At 69.0% G+C, this 18,007-nt stretch carries 15 protein-coding genes; 8 read left to right on the forward strand and 7 right to left on the reverse strand.

The window, feature by feature from the left end; genetic code table 11:
- Positions 1-97 precede the first annotated feature (97 nt).
- The 3 genes from gmd to LZ199_RS05595 all read left to right on the forward strand — a co-directional run bounded on the left by gmd (position 98) and on the right by LZ199_RS05595 (position 2,702).
- Positions 98-1,072 carry a GDP-mannose 4,6-dehydratase gene (gene gmd / locus LZ199_RS05585; RefSeq protein WP_141645572.1) on the forward strand — a complete coding sequence of 325 codons (975 nt, stop codon included), beginning with the start codon at positions 98-100 and terminating at the stop codon, positions 1,070-1,072.
- Positions 1,073-2,011, forward strand: a complete 939-nt coding sequence (locus LZ199_RS05590; protein WP_253992605.1) for a GDP-mannose 4,6-dehydratase — start codon at positions 1,073-1,075, stop codon at positions 2,009-2,011.
- Positions 2,012-2,141: 130 nt separating this feature from the next.
- Positions 2,142-2,702 (forward strand): NADAR family protein, encoded by a 561-nt coding sequence (locus LZ199_RS05595; RefSeq protein ID WP_253992606.1) that lies wholly within the window; start codon positions 2,142-2,144, stop codon positions 2,700-2,702.
- On the opposite strand, the gene LZ199_RS05600 is transcribed toward LZ199_RS05595, so the two are convergent.
- From LZ199_RS05600 to LZ199_RS05610, 3 genes are read right to left on the reverse strand one after another with little or no spacing between them, the layout of a single operon-like run.
- Positions 2,653-3,378, reverse strand: a complete 726-nt coding sequence (locus LZ199_RS05600) for a hypothetical protein (protein ID WP_253992607.1) — start codon at positions 3,376-3,378, stop codon at positions 2,653-2,655. The two genes, LZ199_RS05595 and LZ199_RS05600, sit on opposite strands and share 50 nt — an antisense overlap.
- Before the next feature lie 25 nt (positions 3,379-3,403).
- The gene (locus tag LZ199_RS05605; RefSeq protein WP_253992608.1) at positions 3,404-3,928 is read right to left on the reverse strand and encodes a hypothetical protein; all 525 of its coding nucleotides are present in this window, start codon (positions 3,926-3,928) and stop codon (positions 3,404-3,406) included.
- 55 nt (positions 3,929-3,983) lie between these two features.
- Positions 3,984-5,087, reverse strand: coding sequence for a glycosyltransferase family 4 protein (locus LZ199_RS05610; RefSeq protein WP_253992609.1), 1,104 nt, complete (start codon positions 5,085-5,087; stop codon positions 3,984-3,986).
- 29 nt (positions 5,088-5,116) lie between these two features.
- Between LZ199_RS05610 and LZ199_RS05615 the strand changes: the two genes are divergently transcribed.
- From LZ199_RS05615 to LZ199_RS05625, 3 genes are all read left to right on the forward strand, one after another.
- Positions 5,117-7,351, forward strand: coding sequence for a glycosyltransferase family 4 protein (locus tag LZ199_RS05615; protein ID WP_253992610.1), 2,235 nt, complete (start codon positions 5,117-5,119; stop codon positions 7,349-7,351).
- 1,574 nt (positions 7,352-8,925) lie between these two features.
- Positions 8,926-9,756, forward strand: a complete 831-nt coding sequence (locus LZ199_RS05620; protein ID WP_253992611.1) for a glycosyltransferase — start codon at positions 8,926-8,928, stop codon at positions 9,754-9,756.
- 406 nt (positions 9,757-10,162) lie between these two features.
- Complete coding sequence (locus LZ199_RS05625; protein WP_253992612.1) at positions 10,163-13,942, forward strand: FAD-dependent oxidoreductase; 3,780 nt, start codon at positions 10,163-10,165, stop codon at positions 13,940-13,942.
- A gap of 21 nt (positions 13,943-13,963) precedes the next feature.
- On the opposite strand, the gene LZ199_RS05630 is transcribed toward LZ199_RS05625, so the two are convergent.
- Positions 13,964-14,635, reverse strand: a complete 672-nt coding sequence (locus LZ199_RS05630) for a hypothetical protein (RefSeq protein ID WP_163861409.1) — start codon at positions 14,633-14,635, stop codon at positions 13,964-13,966.
- Positions 14,636-14,827: 192 nt separating this feature from the next.
- Between LZ199_RS05630 and LZ199_RS46050 the strand changes: the two genes are divergently transcribed.
- Together LZ199_RS46050 and cyaY are read left to right on the forward strand one after the other, a co-directional pair.
- Positions 14,828-15,325, forward strand: coding sequence for a SixA phosphatase family protein (locus tag LZ199_RS46050; protein ID WP_256568863.1), 498 nt, complete (start codon positions 14,828-14,830; stop codon positions 15,323-15,325).
- Between the two features lie 13 nt (positions 15,326-15,338).
- Positions 15,339-15,671 carry an iron donor protein CyaY gene (gene cyaY / locus LZ199_RS05645; RefSeq protein WP_253992613.1) on the forward strand — a complete coding sequence of 111 codons (333 nt, stop codon included), beginning with the start codon at positions 15,339-15,341 and terminating at the stop codon, positions 15,669-15,671.
- Here cyaY and LZ199_RS05650 read toward each other — a convergent pair.
- Genes LZ199_RS05650 through pyrH form a run of 3 tightly spaced genes read right to left on the reverse strand, consistent with a single transcriptional unit; the run spans position 15,659 to position 18,004 of the window.
- On the reverse strand, positions 15,659-16,651 hold the full coding sequence (locus LZ199_RS05650; protein WP_253992614.1) for a diguanylate cyclase: 993 nt from the start codon (positions 16,649-16,651) through the stop codon (positions 15,659-15,661). The two genes, cyaY and LZ199_RS05650, sit on opposite strands and share 13 nt — an antisense overlap.
- Positions 16,651-17,208, reverse strand: a complete 558-nt coding sequence (gene frr / locus LZ199_RS05655; protein WP_253992615.1) for a ribosome recycling factor — start codon at positions 17,206-17,208, stop codon at positions 16,651-16,653. Before frr ends, LZ199_RS05650 begins: the two co-directional genes overlap by 1 nt.
- A gap of 43 nt (positions 17,209-17,251) precedes the next feature.
- A complete protein-coding gene (gene pyrH / locus LZ199_RS05660; protein WP_253992616.1) occupies positions 17,252-18,004 on the reverse strand; it encodes a UMP kinase in 753 nt (250 codons plus the stop codon).
- Positions 18,005-18,007 lie beyond the last annotated feature (3 nt).

The raw sequence follows: 18,007 nt of genomic DNA on the forward strand, positions 1-18,007 counted from the left end.
GGGTGTGCCTTTCAAGTACGAAGCCATCGGGAACGGTTGGCTCCGGGCAAGCGCGTCAGGTACAAAGTGCGTCTTCCAGCCAACAGCGAAAAAGACCATGGCGACCAAGCGCGCACTCATTACTGGCATCACGGGGCAGGACGGCAGCTATCTGGCGGAGCTTCTTCTGTCGAAGGGCTACGAGGTGCACGGCATGGTGCGCCGCTCGTCGGAAGAGAAGTTCGAGCGCATCCAGCACCTGCACGGCAAGATTCAGCTCCACCAGGGAGACTTGCTGGACCAGTTCTCGCTCGCGGCGCTGCTCAACCTCGTCAAGCCGGACGAGGTCTACAACCTCGCGGCCCAGTCCTTCGTCCCCACCAGCTGGAACCAGCCGGTGCTCACCGGTGAGTTCACCGCGCTGGGCGTGACGAAGATGCTGGAGGCCATCCGCCACACGCGGCCCCAGGTGCGCTTCTACCAGGCGTCGTCCAGCGAGATGTTCGGCAAGGTGCTGGAGGTCCCCCAGACGGAGGACACGCCCTTCTATCCGCGCAGCCCGTACGGCGTGGCCAAGGCGTACGGCCACCACATCACCGTGAACTACCGTGAGTCCTTCGGCCTGTTCGCGGTGAGCGGCATCCTCTTCAACCACGAGTCGCCGCGCCGTGGCCTCGAGTTCGTCACGCGCAAAGTCACCTACAACGTGGCGCGCATCAAGCTGGGCCTCCAGGAGAAGCTGCCCATGGGCAACCTGGACGCCAAGCGCGACTGGGGCTTCGCGGGCGACTACGTGGAGGCCATGTGGCTGATGCTCCAGCAGGACCAGGCCGAGGACTACGTGGTGGCCACCAACGAGACGCACACGGTGCGCGAGCTGGTGGAGATTGCGTTCGGCCGCGTGGGGCTGGACTACCAGAAGTTCGTCTTCACCGACCCGGCCTTCGTGCGCCCGGCCGAGGTGGACCTGCTCATCGGTGACCCGGCGAAGGCGAAGGCGAAGCTGGGCTGGGAGCCGAAGGTGCGCTTCAAGCAGCTGGTGGAGATGATGGTGGACGCCGACCTAGAGCGTGTGAAGGCGGGGCAGCGGTAGATGCGGGTTCTCGTCACGGGAGCGGATGGGTTCGTCGGCAGGCATCTGTGCGCGCTTCTGCGCGCCGCCGGTGACGAGGTGGTTGAAGCGCATGGGCCACGCGGAGAGGGCGTCAGCAGCAGCGCCCTCCACTTCGACGTGGCCAACGAGGCCGCGGTGAAGGCCGCCGTGGCCGAGGCGAAGCCGGACGGCGTCATCCACCTCGCGGGCTTCAGCTCGGTGGCCAAGAGCCACCACAACCCCTCGCGCGTGTTCGCGGTGAACACCATGGGGGTGGTGCATCTGTTGACGGCGCTGCGGGAGAACGCGCCGAAGACGCGCGTCGTCCTCGTGGGCTCGGGAGAGGTGTACGGCCCGGTGCCCGAGGGTACGCGCGCCACCGAGGACACCCCGGCGGTGCCGCTGAGCCCCTACGCGGCCTCCAAGTCCGCGGCGGAGCTGGCCGGTGTGCAGTTCCACCGCAGCTACGGGCTGGAAGTCATGATGGCGCGGCCCTTCAACCACCTGGGCGCAGGCCAGGACCCGACGTTCGTCGTGCCCTCCTTCGCCTCGCAGATTCGAGCGATTGGCCTGGGCACGGTGGACCCGGTGCTGCGCACGGGCAACCTGGACGCGGTGCGCGACTTCTCCCACGTGCGTGACGTGGTGGAGGCGTACCGGCTGCTGCTGGTGAAGGGCGAGCCCGGGCAGGCGTACAACATCTGCAGCGGCGAGGGACGCACCATCCGCAGCCTGCTGGAGGAGATGCTGACGCTCGCGGGAGTGAATGCGCGCATCGAGTTGGACCCCGCGCGCCTGCGGCCCTCCGACATCCCTAGCCTCATCGGCGCTCCCGACAAGCTGCGCGCGCTGGGCTGGGCGCCGAAGCTGACGGTGACGGACGCGCTGCGCGACGTGCTGGGCCCCAAGGTCCCGGGCGCCCTCCGCGCCCAGGGCTGAGGCCCGCACCGCACGGGAGGTGCCTCACCCGGGGCGCCTCCCGTCCAGCGGTTGCCCGACTGGACGGTGCTTGTCAGGACCGCGCGCGTCAGGCGTTGGTGTACAATCCACACCAACCTGGAGGCTCGCGATGGCTGGAACTCAGCGGCAGGGCAGGTTCACCTTTTTCTGGAAGGAAGAGTCGCCCTTCTCGCAGTGGCACCGCTCCGCCTTCGTCGTGGACGGAGTCCCTTACGGCTGCACGGAGCAGTACATGATGGCGGGCAAGGCGCGCGTCTTCGGTGACGCGGAGGTGCTCGCCAGCATCCTGAAGACGTCTGCGCCCAAGGCGCAGAAGGCGCTGGGCCGCAAGGTGCGCGGCTTCGATGGCGCCACCTGGGAGCGGGAGCGAGAGCGCATCGTCTACGAGGGCAATCGCGCGAAGTTCACGCAGAACGCGTCGCTGCTGGAGGCGTTGCTGGCCACCGCTGGCACGGAGCTGGTGGAAGCCAGTCCCATGGACCGCATCTGGGGCGTGGGGTTGAGCATGGACAACCCCCTCATCCAGGACCCCTCCAAGTGGAGGGGGCTCAATCTATTGGGCAAGGTGCTGACGCGCCTGCGTGAGGACCTCCTCGCGGAGGGCCTCACCGTGGCCTCCGTCAGCGCTTCACGTGCGTCCACGCATCCAGACGTCGCACCAGGGAAGTGAGCGTCCACAGGTCCGCGGGGTTGTCGGGGCGCACCGCGTCCAGGGCGCGCAGCAGCGCCGCTCTGGAGCGTTCCTCGCCCCACTCGGACAGCACGCGCAGCGCCATCAACGAGGACTGACGCGAGAGCAGCTCCAACAGCACCTCCACCACGCGAGGGCTGCGTTCATCCGCGAGGCGCTGCACCGCCTCGTGGCGCTCCTCCGGCGTCGAGGCCGGGTCCGCCAGTCGCTCCGCGAGGGCCTGGAAGCGCGCCTCGGCCAGCAAGGGGCGCGGGCCGGGCGTGTCCCAGTGCTCCACGGTGACGCTCGTGCGCCCGAAGGCGACGACCTCGCGGCGCACGCCATCGTCACCGAACAGGCCCATGAGCCGCTCCGGGGCGGGACGGCCTCCCACGAGCAACTTCTCCGCGCGCTCCGACAGCTCTGGGGAAGCACCGAGCAGGTGCACCCGCAGCACCGTGGCCTCCGCCTGGAAGCGGGCCTCCGGACGGACGCGCTCCGACTTGAGGAACACCTCCGCCATGCCGCCCGCGCGCACGTACCAGCGGTACTCGAGCCACACGGCGCTCGGCCGCAAGGCGAAGCGGTCCTCCTCCGCCTCGACGAGCCGAGCGGCGCCTTCCTCCAGGCCGCTGAAGCGCTGCTCCAGTACGGCCAGGGCCTCCGAGAGCTTCATGTCGCGTCCAGGTCCACCACGAGGTTCAGAACGAGTAGCTCACGGGCGCGGACAGTCCGGGCAGGGCCAGCTCCACCGTGCCGGAGCCCTTGCCCGCCTGCGCGGCCCACGTCTGCGAGATGGGGCTCAGGTCGTATTGCAGCTCGGCGAACTTCATGGCCTTGCAGCGGTCTCCGTTGGCGTTGTGAATCATCACCAGATTGGCCACCGGCGCCGCGCTGGCGTTCTTCTGGAGCGTGCCGTCCCAGGCCAGCGTGTACGTGTGCTCGGCGCAGCCGCCGCCATGCGAGACGTTGAGCGTCAGGATGTTGCCGGCGACCTTCGCCCCCTCGATGTTGATGGGGTCCTGGGGCTGGGGATTGGCTTTGACTTGAAGCGGCAGCGCCTCGGCGGGCTTCACCGCTTCACCGGGCGACGGAGCCTCCGCGCCGGGAGAGGCCGCCACGTCCTGCTCCACCTGAGGCTCTCCGGGGTTCTGCTTCCCGGGAGCGTTCGCGCACCCGACCAGGAGACCGCTCAGCACGAGGCCACTCCACATGAGCTTTCGCATCGTCATCCTCCACTTCCGATTCGACCGCGAGGGACCACCGACTTCGCTCCCGCGCTCAGCGTCGGAGCGCGGCCTCGTACACCGCCAGCGTTCCTTCCGCCGTCCGTTCCCAGGTGAACTCCGCGGCCCGGGCCTTGCCCTTCTCGGCCAGGGCACTGCGTTCCCCTGGTGAGCGCAGCAGTCGATGGATGGCCTCCGCGAGCCCCTCCGCGTCGTCCGGACTCACCGCCAGGGCCGCGCTGCCGCAGACCTCCGGGAGCGAGCCCGCCGTCGAGACGATGGCCGGCGTCCCCAGGCGCATCGCCTCCAGCGGAGGCAGGCCGAAGCCCTCGTAGCGCGAGGGGAAGACGAACAGGGACGCGCGCCGCATCAGCTCGTAGAACACCGGCTCCGCCTGGTAGCCCAGCGGGCGGATGTCGAGCCCCTCCGCGCGCAGCCGGGAGATGCGCGACTCCACGCGGCCCGAGCCGAACCAGCTCTGCCCCGCGAGCACCAGCGACGCCGGCCGCCCCTGGGCCTTCAGGCGCTCCATCGCGTCCAGCACCAGGTCCACGTTCTTCCGCACGTCGAGCGAGCCCGCGTAGAGGACAAAGTCCTTGGGCAATGCGAGCGCGCGCAGGAAGTCCACGCTCGTCGCGTCGAGCACGGGCGCATGGACATGGTCCACGCCGATGGGCACCACCACGGCGCGCGACTCCACTTCCGGGAAGCGCTCCAGCAAGTCGTTCCGCGTGCGCTCGCTGATGCACACCACCCGGTCGGCCAGCATCAGGCTGCGCGACAACCACAGCCGGAACTGCCAGCGGAACTTCGCCGACACGGTGTCCGGCATGATGAGCGGAATCAGGTCCAGCACCGTGAGCACGTACGCGGTGCCAGGGACGCGCATCAGGGGCAGGTTGAAGTTGCCGAGCGCGTGGTACAGCGCGGGCTTCGAGCGCTCCAACACCCGGGGAAGCCGGGCGAGCGTCCAGGCGGTGCGGCCACTGTCGCCTCTCGGATGGTCGCCCGAGCCGCGCGCGCCCAGCTTCTCCAACCGCACACCCCTGGCCTCCAGCGCGCCCGCGAGACAGCGGGTGTAGAGGCCGATTCCGGTGGTGGGCTCATCCCAGAGCGTCGCGTCGAAAGCGATGGGGCCGGTGGACACGGAGCGCCTCATACCACGCCCCTGTGATAGGCAGGGCGCGCATGGCGATTCACCAGTTGATAGCGAGCTTCGTGCCCGGAGACGCCACCGGGCAGGCCGCGTTGCACCTGCAGCTCCTCCTGCGCCGGCTGGGTGTGTGGGGCGGCCTGTACGCCGATGAGGTGGGCGCGGGCCTGGAGGGATTGGCCAGTCCCGCGTCGACGCTGAAGCCGGAGCCAGGCGACCTGGTGCTCTATCACCACGGCATCGCTTCGCCGCTGAGCAGCCGGCTGATGCACCTGCCGTGTCGCCGTGGCCTCGTGTTCCACAACATCAGCCCCGCGCGCTTCTACTCGGGCCTGTCGTTGGAGAACGCGCTGGTGGCCGGGCGCGCGCAGCTCGCCGCGATGGCGCCCTTCGTGGACGTGGCCATCGGCGTGTCGGACTACAACGCCGCCGAGCTGCGCGTCGCGGGCTACCGCAACGTCCACACGGTGCCGCTGCTCATCGAGCCGGAGCGCTTCGGCCCCGACCGCGCGGACGCGAAGCTGCTGCGCGAGTTGTCGGGCCCGGGCCCCGTGCTGCTCGGCGTCAGCCGGGTGATGCCGCACAAGCGCTTCGAGGACCTCATCGCCCTGCACCGCGAGGTGCTGCGGCTGCGTCCCCAGGCGCGCCTGTTGATGGTGGGCGGGTACGAGCCGGGCAGTCGCTACTTCCGTTCGCTCAAGCGCGAGACGAAGGGCTTGAGCGGTGTGAACTTCCTGGGCCGGTTGAGCCACGCGGAGCTGGTGGCCGCGTACCGCTCCGCCTCTGTGTTCGTGTCGATGAGCGAGCACGAGGGCTTCGGGGTTCCGCTCATCGAGGCCATGGCGGCGGACGTGCCCGTGCTGGCGTATGGCGCCGCGGCGGTGCCGGAGACACTGGGCGGCGCGGGCATCGCGTTCGACCAGAAGCGCTTCGCGTTCCTCGCGGAGCTGGCGGTGGACCTGAGCGAGGACCTGTCGCTTCGCGAGCCCATCATCGCCGGCCAACGGCGACGACTGGAGCACTTCTCCTCCAAGTCCGTGCAGGGGGCGCTGTCACAAGCCCTGAAGCCGTTCCTGCCCGCGCCGCGTCCCCGTCGCGCGCCGCCGAAGCGGCCTCGTGTCGCGGTGGTGGTGCAGCGATATGGCGAGGTGACGGGAGGTGCGGAGATGCTGGCCGCGCAGGTGGCCGAGCGCCTCACGCCGCACTGGGACCTCACGGTGCTGACCACGTGCGCGAAGAACCACCTGTCCTGGGAGAATGCCTTCCCGGAAGGACCAGACCAGGTGCGCGGCGTGGACGTGCTGCGCTTCCCGGTGACGCGGGTCCGCAACATCCGGGGCTTCAACGGGCTGTCGCGAAAGCTCTTCGACAAGAGCAACGAGCGGCTGCGCGAGGAGCAGTGGGTGGCCGAGCAGGGCCCGCTGGCACCGGGGCTGCTGCGCCATCTGGCCGACACGCGGAACACGTATGACGGCTACCTGTTCTTCACGTACCTCTATGCGCCCACGGTGTGGGGCATGCCGCTGGTGGCGGACCGCTCGCTGCTCGTGCCGACGACGCACGACGAGGCGCCCATCCGCTTCGATGCGTACCGCGACGTCTTCGAGCTTCCCCGCGCGCTGCTCTGCCTGACGCCGGAGGAGCTGACCATCATCGAGAAGTACTTCCCGGGCCATGCGAGGACGCGCGTGGTGGGCGTGGGCGTGGAGCGCCCGGCCGCGGATGGGGCTCGCTTCCGCCAGAAGCACGGCGTGCACCGCGACTACCTGCTCTACATAGGGCGGCAGGAGCCGGGCAAGGGCGTGCCGGAGCTGCTCCAGTTCCATCAGGCCTTGAAGCAGCGGTATGCGGATGCGCCGGACCTGGTGCTCGCGGGTGACGCGCACATGCCGCTGGAAGGCGACGGCGTGCGCTACCTGGGACGCATCCCCGAGCAGGACAAGCACGACGCGCTGGCGGGTGCGCTGGCAGTGGTGGTGCCCTCTCGCTACGAGAGCCTGTCGCTGCTCACGCTGGAGGCCTTCGCACAGGGCACGCCGGTGCTGGTGAACGGACGCTCGGACGTGCTGGTGGGACAGGTGGCGCGCAGTGGCGCGGGACGCGCGTATACGGACCTGGACTCGTTCATCCAGGGGCTGCGCGAAGTGGGCGAGGCGCGGAAGGCGTTGGGCGCCAGGGGCCTGGCGTATGTGAAGAAACAAGGGTGGCCGCAGGTGGTGGCCGCCTACCGGGATGAGCTGCAACGCATCCTCGAGGAGAAGCATCGATGAAGCTGCTGGGACGCGACATTCCGGCGCGGGAGCTGCTGGCCCGCATCGAGGAGCGCCTGCGAACGCGGGGGCTGCCCACTTCCGAAGCGGTGGAGGTGCCCGCCGAGGGCGTCGAGCCTCGGGTAGAGCCGCTGACGTTCAACCTGCACGCGCTGGAGGAGAACGCCGACGCCACGCGCGCGCTGCCGCTGCAGACACACCGTGGAGGCGCGGGGCAGCTCGTGGTGGTGGCCAAGTGGGCCTTCCGCAAGTCGTGCCAGGTGTTCATCAACGAGACCCTGGGGCGTCAGCGCGTCTTCAACGGACACGTGCGCGATTCATACGCCCAGCTCTCCGCCGAGGTCGTCCGTCTGCGCCGCGAGGTCGAGCAACTGCGCGCCCGACAGTCCACGCCCGTGACGGCGGAGGCGTCGAGCACGGTTCAGCCGCGAGTCTCGGAAGCTGCGTCGGCGGCCCGCCCCGCACGCGCGTCTGATTCAGAGGCGAAGAAGGAGCCGACGCACACGGCACGGCCCGCGGCTCCGTCTCAGCGGTCTGAGCATTCGGCCGGTCCGGCTCATGGTCCGTCGGAGCAATCACGAGCGAAGGCGGAACAGCCCGCGGCGCCGCCACAGCGGTCTGAGAATTCAGCCGGTCCGGCTCGTGGCCCGTCGGAGCAGTCGTTAGCGAATGCGGCACAGGCAACGCCGCGGTCTCAGCGGTCTGAGAATTCGGCCGGTCCGGCTCGCCCCCACTCGAAGCATTCGCGAGCGAAGGCGGCACAGCCTGCTCGTGCTCAGTCAGAGCAATCACGAGCGAAGGCGGAACAGCCTGCTCGTACTCAGTCGAAGCACTCGCGCGCAAAGGCGGTACAGCCCGCGACGTCATCGCAGCGGTCCGAACGTTCGGCTGGGCCTGCTCGTGCCGCGTCGGAGCACTCACGAACGAAGACGGCGTCCCCCGCTCGTGCCCACGGTGCGCGAGGAGCGACGCAGAGCGAGCCCTCTCCATCGACCTCGACCGAGGCGGCGGCGGTCCTCCCCAAGCCCCGGACCCAGAAGACCGACACGGAGACCCGGCAGGCACAGCCTCCCACCGCTTCCGTTGCGGCCACGGGGAAGAAGGAACCCTCGCCTCCTTCCGGGAAGCGACCCCGCCCGCCCGCTTCCAAGCAGCGCCGTCCGAAACGGCGGTAGAGCGACTCCCGTGGAACAGACGGCCTTGCCCCGGCCGTCGTGCCACTCCGAGGCGGCGAAATCATCCACACGCCTCCGAGCAACATCCGCCATCGGTTTGCATCACTCCAGGCCACGCTGAAGGAGGAGCAGAGCGCGCTCCTCACCCGAGAAAAGGTGTCCTCGCCCCTCTCTCCAAGGCCCTGACTTCCAGCAAGGCTCCAGGCCTCTCACCGGCCTTCGGTCAGGCACCCGCCTCCCGGCCTCGGAACGCATGCACCCTCGTTCCTCGTGCCGCCAGGCCCTGTCACCCGGCGAGCGCATCAGGAGCACGCACCCCATCTCCCTCCCGCCCAGAGGAGCGGAGCCTGTGGCGCCCTCGCATTGACGCCCCTCCCCCTCCGTGCTCAAACCCGGCGCGTGGAAGCTCCCTCCATCAGCGTCGTCATCCCCGCCTACAACGAGGGGCAGCGTCTACCTCGCTTCGTGGAGTCGCTCGCCCGCGTCGCCCTGCTTCAGCCGACGCCCCAGGTGGAGTTCATCGTCGCGGATGATGGCAGCGCGCCCGAGCACTCCACCCTTCAGCGCGCCAGCGTCGATGAAGCCCAGGCCCGTCTCTCCGCCGCGAAATCGCCCCATCGCTTCACGTACGTCGCGGCGCCTCGCAATGGCGGCAAGGGCTCCGCCATCCGCCTGGGCTGGCGCAATGCTTCTCCCAGCGCCACCTGGCTCGCGTTCCTGGACGCGGATGGCGCCATCAACGCGGAGGAGCTGTTCCGACTGGTTCGGATGACTGACTCCCCCGAAGCGCAGGGCGTCGAGGTCCTGGCCGGCTCGCGCATCCTCATGGCGGGCCGCCGCGTGGTGCGCAATCTCCACCGCCACCTGCAGGGCCGCATCTTCGCCACCCTGACCGACTTCCACTTCGGCCTGCACTTCTACGACACGCAATGCGGCGTGAAGCTCGTTCGAGCCTCCGTGCTGCGCCCGCTGCTGGAGGTACTGCGCGAGGAGCGCTGGCTGCTCGACGTGGAGCTGCTCGCCCTGCTCAAGCGACAGGGCGCCCGCTGCCTCGAGGTTCCCATCGATTGGGAGGACTTCGGCGGCTCCAAGGTCGTCCCCGGCCTGGATGCGGCCCGCATGTTCTGGGGGCTGTTCAAGCTCCGCCGCCGCCTGGAGGGCGTCTCCCTGCCCGCCCCCGAGCAGAGCGCGACCCTGCCCGCCTCCCTACCGGGAATCGATACCCGGTGACAGCGGCATCGCCGTGGTCCGGCGCGCCCTGTGGCGGGTCTCATCCGACGCGGCGACAAGCCCCCCTCCCCTGCACGGAGAGCGGCCAGCAAGGCGTCAGAGGCGCCCCGGAGCACGCTCCCAGCGGAAATCCGAGGCGGTCGGCACACAGCCGCCCCCCTGTGCGGGCACCTCAATACATGGCGCGGTGTGCCGTCGTACCCCCAGAGCAAGCTCCTGCCCCCAAGGACAAGGCGGACGGGGAGGCTGACGTCGGGCTCGCGCGTTACAACTCCAGCAGAGTCACTCCCTCCCATCGCCTGGTTTCACGCGGCGTCGCGAGGCCGCTTGCTTTCCGGGCGGCTCACCGCGAAATAGGCCCCGCACGCGAGCCGTTGCTCCGGGTTCCTCCTACACCTTCAGTGATATGCGCGCCCTGACCGACCTGCCCTCCGACCCTGGCCCCTCCCTTCAACTGGGTCTGCCGGGCTTCACCTTCGAAGACCTCTACCGTCCGCGCGGACTGCGCCGGCTGGCCCAGAGCTTCGACGCGCGGCTCGCAGAGGACGAGCCCGAGCTCTTCAAGTCCTTCGAGGCGTACCGCAAGTCCGGCGGCACCAGCCTCACCGGCCCCGCCGAGTCGGACCTGCTGGTGCGCGTGGCCCGGCACGTGTCGGGCTTCGTCTCCCAGCTCTTCCGCGTCGACCAGGAGCTGGAGCGGCAGATGGGCCAGCTGAAGGGGGAGCTGCCCCTCTTCGACTTCAAGCGCGAGTTCATCACCCGCCGCGTTTTCAAGAAGGGCGCCCCGGACCGTCCGTCGCTCGCCGAGTTCCCGTCGCTGGATGGCCGCATGCGGCTGCTGCTCCAGCTCGGCTTCCCGGAGGCGCTCTCCATGGGCGACTTCGAGCGCGGCCTCGCCGAGTCCGTCCTCAGCCTCATGGAGCTGGAGCGCATGTTCTCCGGCAACCTGCCCGCCGAGGAGCAGGCGAAGGCGGAGGCCCTGCGCGCCCGTTGGTCCGCGCTGCGCGCCTCGCTGACGGCCACGCCAGAAGGTCGCGAGGCCTTCGGCTCCAGCCTCGTCGCCCAGGGCGATGACGCCGCGGAGCTCCAGGCCGTCCGCGCGCTGCTGTCCCTGGCGGACCGCTGGACCTACGCGCGCGCGCTGCACCCGGAGACCAAGGACCAGTTCCACACCTGGCCCACCCACCGCATCCCCAAGCCGCTGGTGTTCGACCAGCTGGTGCAGCTCCAGCGTCCGGACGCCGAGCTGCCCGAGGCCACCGAGGGCCTGCATCACCACCTCCGCCACCGCGACGGCTTCAAGCTCACCGACCGCCGAGGCACCGCGCGCGACGTGATGAACGAGGTGGACTACTGCGTGCTCTGCCACGAGCGCCAGAAGGACTCCTGCTCCAAGGGCTTCCCCGCGAAGGACAAGGTCGCCGAGGGCCACAGCTACAAGAAGAACCCGCTGGGCATCCCCCTCACGGGCTGCCCGCTCGACGAGCGCATCTCCGAGGCGCACCTGCTCAAGCGCGAGGGCAACTCGCTCGCGGCGCTGGCCGTCATCACCCTCGACAACCCGATGTGCCCCGGCACCGGCCACCGCATCTGCAATGACTGCATGAAGGCGTGCATCTTCCAGAAGCAGGAGCCGGTGAACATCCCGCTCGCGGAGACGGCCGCGCTGACGGACGTGCTGGATTTGCCCTGGGGCTTCGAAATCTACGGGCTGCTCACGCGCTGGAACCCGCTCAACATCCGCCGTCCGTACGCCCTGCCCTACGTGGGTCGCAACGTGCTGGTGGTGGGCCTGGGTCCCGCCGGCTACACGCTGTCGCACTACCTGCTCAACGAGGGCTTCGGCGTCACCGGCATGGACGGCCTCAAGATCGAGCCGTTCTCCGACGAGCTGGCCGGCCGCAACGGCCACGCCCTCAAGCCCATCCGCGACTGGCGTTCGCTCACGCGCGAGCTGGATGATCGCGTGCTGGAGGGCTTCGGCGGCGTGTCCGAGTACGGAATCACCGTGCGCTGGGACAAGAACTTCCTCACGCTCATCCACCTGACGCTGGCGCGCCGCGAGGGCTTCCGCATCCACGGCGGCGTGCGCTTCGGTGGCACGCTCACCATCGAGGACGCGTGGGAGCTGGGCTTCGACCACATCGCCATCGCCGCGGGCGCCGGACGTCCCACCATCATCGGGATGAAGAACAACCTCATCCGGGGCATCCGCAAGGCGAGCGACTTCCTCATGGCGCTCCAGCTCTCGGGGGCCTTCAAGAAGGACTCGCTGGCGAACCTCCAGGTGCAGCTGCCCGCCATCGTCATCGGCGGCGGCCTCACCGGCGTCGACACCGCCACGGAGCTGATGGCGTACTACCCGGTGCAGGTGGAGAAGGCGCTCGCCCGTCACGAGAAGCTCTCCGCGGAGCTGGGTGACGAGGCCATCCTCGCGAGGCTGGACGCCGAGGAGCGCGCCACCTACCAGACCTTCCTGGAGCACGGCCGCGCGGTGCGCGCCGAGCGCGAGCAGGCGAAGGCGGAGGGCCGCACCCCGGACTTCATCAAGCTGGTGCGCGCGTGGGGCGGCGTCAGCCTGGCCTACCGCCGCGGCCTCACCGAGTCCCCCGCCTACCGCCTCAACCACGAAGAGGTGTCCAAGGCGCTGGAGGAGGGCATCCGCTTCATCGAGCGCATGAGTCCGGTGGAGGCGCTGCAGGACGAGACGGGCGCGGTGCGAGCGCTGCGCTTCGAGCGCATGGTGACGGTGGACGGCAAGCTCAAGGGCAGCGGCCAGTTCTTCGAACTGCCAGCGCGCACGGTGTGCGTGGCCGCTGGAACCTCGCCCAACGTCACGTACGAGCGCGAGTACCCGGGCACCTTCAAGCTCGACGAGGGCGGCGACTACTTCCAGGGCTACTCCCTGGTGGACGGTGAGCAGGGCTTCACGCTGGAGCCCGTGGAGGCCAGCGAGGACCTGGACTCCAAGGTGGGCTTCTTCACCTCGTACGCGAAGGACGGGCACTTCATCTCCTTCTACGGAGACAATCACCCGACGTACGCGGGCAACGTGGTGAAGGCCATGGCCAGCGCGAAGGATGGCTACTCCGAAGTCGCGCGCCTGTACGCGAAGGAGGTGGCGGCGCTCGACTTCGACGACGAGGTCGCCCAGGCCCGGCGCGAGGAGCTGCGCGCCGCGCACTTCGCGAAGCTGGACGCGGCGTTCAACGCCACCGTGGTGTCCGTCACCCGCCTGACGCCGACGATTGTCGAAGTCGTGGTGAAGGCGCCCTTCGCGGCCAGCCACTTCCAGCCCGGCCAGTTCTACCGGCTCCAGAACTTCGAGCGGAACGCGCCCGTCGTCGACGGCATGCGCCTCACCATGGAGGGCCTGGCCCTCACTGGCGCGTGGGTGGACAAGGAGAAGGGACTGATGGGCACCATCGTCCTGGAGATGGGCTCCTCGTCGCGCCTCTGCGCCGCGCTCACTCCAGGAGAGTCCGTGGTGCTGATGGGCCCCACCGGCGCTCCCACGGAGATTGGCCACAACGAGACGGTGGTGCTCGTGGGCGGTGGCCTGGGCAACGCGGTGCTCTTCTCCATCGCCCGCTCGCTCAAGGCGGCCGGCTGCCGCGTCGTCTACTTCGCCGCGTACCGCCTCAAGTCGGACTCCTTCAAGCACGACGAAATCGAGGCCGGCACGGACCAGATTGTGTGGTCCGTGGACAGCGGCGACTTGATTGAGCCGCGCCGTCCCCAGGACGCCGCCTTCCGGGGCAACGTGGTGCAGGCCATGGTGGCCTACGCCGAGGGCAAGCTCGCCACGCCCGGCCTCATCCCGCTGTCGGAGGTCGACCGCATCATCGCCATCGGCTCGGACCGGATGATGCGCGCGGTGGCCGAGGCCCGGCACAAGGTGCTCCAGCCGTACCTGAAGCCCGAGCACGAGGCCATCGGCTCCATCAACTCGCCGATGCAGTGCATGATGAAGGAGATCTGCGCCCAGTGCCTCCAGCGGCACGTGGACCCGCGCACCGGCAAGGAGACGTGGGTGTTCTCCTGCTACAACCAGGACCAGCGGCTGGACCAGGTGGACTTCGTCAACCTGAACCAGCGCCTGCGCGGCAACACGGTGATGGAGAAGGTCGCCGACCTGTACCTGGCGCAGCTGCTCAAGAAGGCCCCGCACCTCAAGCGCGTCTGAGGCCGGTGCCTTCCCGGGTCTTCACCGGCGCGTGCCGGTGAAGACTCGCAGCATCTCCTGGTAGTTCTTCATCAGCTCGTCCTCGCGCGTGAGGACCACGTCCACGTTGGCGTCGCCGTACTCACGTCGCACGTCCGTCAGCTTCTGGAACGACTCCACCTGCTGACGCATGGAGGCCACCTGCGCCGCCAGCTCCTGGCGCTGCTCGGGCGGCAGCTTCTCCTGGAGTTCCTCCAGCTTCCGAAGCTCCTCCTCGTACTGGAGCGTGCGCCCGAGCTGCCGCTGGCTGACGACGGCCGTCACCACTTCGGCCAGCCCGTTGACGTCGCTCACGCTCAGCCCCGCCTGCGCGCGCGCCTCCGACTCCGCCTTGGCCTTCGCCTCCACCACCTTGAGGCCCGCGCGCACCTCCGCCATGGCCTCCGGCGTGCCCGCATCCACCAGCGCGCCCAACCCCTGGAGCCCCTTCACCTGGGAGCCGTACACCTCCAGCATCCGCCGCTGGTAGTCCACGTAGGCCGTCAGCTTCTCGGGCGTCACCACATACGGGCCCGCGCCGCTCGCCTCCTCGGCCTCCAGGCCGGCGACGCCACCGCCATCCACCACCCCGGGTGCATCGCTACCCGTGGCCCCATCCTTCTTACAGCCCGAGAAGGCCAACAGCCCGGCCAGGACCCACAGCGCCTTGCGCATCCAGACTCCTCCTGAGAGACACGGCACGTCAGTCCCCGCTGTATGCTGCGCGGACGCATGCGGCGGAGGGCGGCCAACTCCTGTCTGCCATGCGGAGGTTGTTGCGGCCACTGAACAATCGCCGCATTACCTTTGACCAACCCGGCTGCGGTCGTGTACGAACCGCGGTCCTGTCGTACCGGTGGAGGGACTTTGAGGATTTTCCTGGTTAGGCACGGCGACGCGGACGCTGAGATCCCCGAGGGTCTCGGTGACGAGGCGCGCGCGCTCACAGCGAAGGCTCGGGCAAGCACCGCCGCACACTTCGCATCGTTGTCCGAGCGCATGGGCCCTATCGGCCTCATCCTGACCAGCCCTGTGGCTCGCACGATGCAAACGTCGCAGATTCTGTCGTTCGCGACGAAGCACGAGGGCCTGCTGAAGGCGCACCGCAGCTTGCTCCCGGACATGCCGGTGGGCGCTGTGGAGCCGGTGCTGGCGGAGCACGCGGACCAGAACCTGGTCCTGGTCGGCCACCAGCCGTCCATGGGCGCCCTCGCCGCGCATCTCCTGGGGATGCAGTCGTTCCCCAAGCCCGTCAACCCGGGCACCGTCATCGCGCTGGAGCGCATCGAGAGCGAGACGCCGCCGCACTTCAAGTTCCTGTTCTACGCGGCCCCTGGCCAGCAGGTGCTTGACGTCATCCAGTGAGGCCCGTACGGCCATGATGGACGAAGCCCGCTACAACCAGCTCGTGGCCGCCGTCTTCAAGCGGATGATTGCGGCCGCGGATGCCATCGACCCGGACATCCTGGAGGCGGAGAGCACGGGTGACATGCTCACCCTCACCTCCCGCTCCCGGGAGAAGTGCATCGTCAACACCCAGCGCGCCGTGAAGCAGATCTGGGTGGCGGGACGAGGCCAGGGCATCCACTTCAACTACGACGAAGCCAGCGGCACCTGGCAGGACGACAAGGGACGCGGCCTGGAGCTGTTCCGCTTCGTCGCCGACGTCGTGCACGACATCAGCGACGTGGACTTCATCTACCCGTCCTGAGTCCGGCTGGCGGCGTCGCTGGCCACCTCCACCCAGTCACCTCCGGCCGCCTGCGCGCGTCGCAGCGCGTCTCCCGCGTCCTTCAACAGCCCGCCGAAGCTGACCTGCTGTCCCGGGGCGCCCGGTGGCGCGCTCTTGTTGCCGGCGGGAGGCTCGGACACGGCCACGCCCACGGACGCGGTGCCAGGAGGCAGGCCCTGCACGGCCTTCAGCTTCTCCCGCAGGCGCTCCGCCACCACCCTCGCACCCGAGCGAGGCGTGTGCGGCAGGAAGACGACGAAGCGGCTGTCCGCGAAGGGCACGGCCACGTCGATGTCGCGCACGCCCTCCACCAGCAGGCCCAGCGTCTCCGCCAGCGCTCCACGCCTCGCCGTGGGTGACAGCGCCGCGGCCCGCTCAGTGAAGCGGTCCACCTCCACCATCAGCAGGGCAATGGGGTAGCGGTAGCGCCGGCTGCGCTTCACCTCCATCAGCATCAGCCGCTTGAGGAACTCGAAGTCCGCCGACGTGCCGCCGGTTGCCGCGGCCGGCTCCGGACGGCTGGCGCGTCGGGCCTCGGGCTCCACCACCGGTGTCGGAGCGGGAGACGGCGCGGAAGGAGCCACGGCGGCGCGCCGGGCCTCCTCGCGCTGCAGCAGGAGCGAGACGCACGTCAGGACGGTGACGCGCTTGAGGGGCCCCACCAGGCTGCCATCCGCGCCGGCCTGGGTGGCGCGCTCGTCGGCCTGCTCCTCGTCCGGCGGGTACACCAGCAGCATGGGCACCTGGAGCCCCTGGGCACGCAGGCTCCGGCACAGCGCCTCTCCATCCAGCGGCCCCAGCCCCGAGGCCAGGACCACCGCGGGCGGCCGCACTCGCGAGGCGCGTTGAGCCTCGTCCGCGCTGGCCACCCAGCTCACTTCATGGCCGGCTCCCTCGAGGAACCGGCGCAAGACACCCGCCACCGGAGCGGCGGGCTCAGCGAGGAGCACGAAGGCCATCAGACCTCCATGACCTCCTTCTCCTTCTTCTTGATGATTTCATCCACCTGGGCCACGCCGCCGTCGGTCTCCTTCTGGACCTTCTCGGAGATGCGCTTGTGGTCGTCCTCGGTGATCTTCTTGTCCTTCAGCTGCACCTTGAGCGCCTCGTTGGCGTCACGGCGGATGTTGCGGATGGCGACCTTGTGGTCCTCACCCTTGGTCTTCACCTGCTTGGCGATGTCCTTGCGGCGCTCCTCGGTGAGCGGCGGGAAGGGCAGGCGAATCATCTCCCCGTCGTTCATCGGGTTGATGCCGAGGTTGGCCTCGCGAAGGGCCTTCTCGATTTCCTTCAGGACGGTCTTCTCCCAAGGCTTGATGATGATGAGCCGGGGCTCCGGGGCGCTGACGCTGGCCACGCCGGACAGCGGGGTGGGCGTGCCGTAGTAGTCCACCCGGATGTTGTCGAGGATGGCGGTGCTGGCGCGCCCGGTGCGCACCTTGGTCAGCTCCCGCTTGAGGTCCTCGAGGGACTTGTCGATACGGCCCTTCAATTCGACGACGACGTCTCCGCTCATATGCGAGCTCTCCTTGAACACGAGTCGGGATGAATGCGAGGGGTCAGGCCCAGACCGTCTCGTTGCCGCCCACGACGGTACCAATCTCTCCGCCCCCCAGCACCGCGCGCTGGATGTTTCCCGGCACGGTCAGGTCGAAGACGATGATGGGCAGCTTGTTGTCCATGCACAGCGAGATGGCCGTGGAGTCCATCACGTTGAGGTTCTGCTTCAACACGTCCATGTACGTCAGCGAGCGGTAGCGGCGCGCCGTCGGATCCTTCTTCGGATCCGCGTTGTAGATGCCGTCCACCTTCGTCGCCTTGAGGATGACCTGGGCGTTGATTTCCATGGCGCGCAGCGACGCGGCCGTGTCCGTCGTGAAGTACGGATTGCCCGTGCCCGCGGCGAAAATCACCACCCGCCCCTTCTCCAGGTGGCGCACCGCGCGCCGGCGGATGTAGGGCTCGGCGATCTGCTCCATCTTGATGGCGGACAGCACGCGCGTGTGCATGCCCTTCTTCTCCAGCGCGTCCTGCATCGCCATGGAGTTGATGCACGTGGCCAGCATGCCCATGTAGTCGGCGCTGGCCCGGTCCATCCCCTCCGTCGCGCCCGCCACGCCGCGGAAGATGTTGCCTCCGCCAATGACGAGCGCCACCTCCACGCCGGCCGCGGCCAGCTTGATGACCTCGTCGGCAATGCCACTGAGGGTGGGTGGGTGGATGCCGTACTTCCCTTCTCCCATCAGGGCCTCGCCCGAGAGCTTGAGGAGGATGCGCTTGAAGCGGAGCGGTTGGGTCGTGTCGGAGGACATGCG

It is taken from the genome of Myxococcus qinghaiensis (genome assembly GCF_024198215.1).
Classification (GTDB): domain Bacteria; phylum Myxococcota; class Myxococcia; order Myxococcales; family Myxococcaceae; genus Myxococcus; species Myxococcus qinghaiensis.

What these genes read in the sequence shown, in the direction of transcription:
- gmd (WP_141645572.1), top strand. Translation starts at nt 98, where the DNA reads ATGGCGACCAAGCGCGCACTCATTACTGGCATCACGGGGCAGGACGGC.
- LZ199_RS05590 (WP_253992605.1), top strand. Translation starts at nt 1,073, where the DNA reads ATGCGGGTTCTCGTCACGGGAGCGGATGGGTTCGTCGGCAGGCATCTG.
- LZ199_RS05595 (WP_253992606.1), top strand. Translation starts at nt 2,142, where the DNA reads ATGGCTGGAACTCAGCGGCAGGGCAGGTTCACCTTTTTCTGGAAGGAA.
- LZ199_RS05600 (WP_253992607.1), bottom strand. Translation starts at nt 3,378, where the DNA reads ATGAAGCTCTCGGAGGCCCTGGCCGTACTGGAGCAGCGCTTCAGCGGC.
- LZ199_RS05605 (WP_253992608.1), bottom strand. Translation starts at nt 3,928, where the DNA reads ATGCGAAAGCTCATGTGGAGTGGCCTCGTGCTGAGCGGTCTCCTGGTC.
- LZ199_RS05610 (WP_253992609.1), bottom strand. Translation starts at nt 5,087, where the DNA reads ATGAGGCGCTCCGTGTCCACCGGCCCCATCGCTTTCGACGCGACGCTC.
- LZ199_RS05615 (WP_253992610.1), top strand. Translation starts at nt 5,117, where the DNA reads ATGGCGATTCACCAGTTGATAGCGAGCTTCGTGCCCGGAGACGCCACC.
- LZ199_RS05625 (WP_253992612.1), top strand. Translation starts at nt 10,163, where the DNA reads ATGCGCGCCCTGACCGACCTGCCCTCCGACCCTGGCCCCTCCCTTCAA.
- LZ199_RS05630 (WP_163861409.1), bottom strand. Translation starts at nt 14,635, where the DNA reads ATGCGCAAGGCGCTGTGGGTCCTGGCCGGGCTGTTGGCCTTCTCGGGC.
- cyaY (WP_253992613.1), top strand. Translation starts at nt 15,339, where the DNA reads ATGATGGACGAAGCCCGCTACAACCAGCTCGTGGCCGCCGTCTTCAAG.
- LZ199_RS05650 (WP_253992614.1), bottom strand. Translation starts at nt 16,651, where the DNA reads ATGGCCTTCGTGCTCCTCGCTGAGCCCGCCGCTCCGGTGGCGGGTGTC.
- frr (WP_253992615.1), bottom strand. Translation starts at nt 17,208, where the DNA reads ATGAGCGGAGACGTCGTCGTCGAATTGAAGGGCCGTATCGACAAGTCC.
- pyrH (WP_253992616.1), bottom strand. Translation starts at nt 18,004, where the DNA reads ATGTCCTCCGACACGACCCAACCGCTCCGCTTCAAGCGCATCCTCCTC.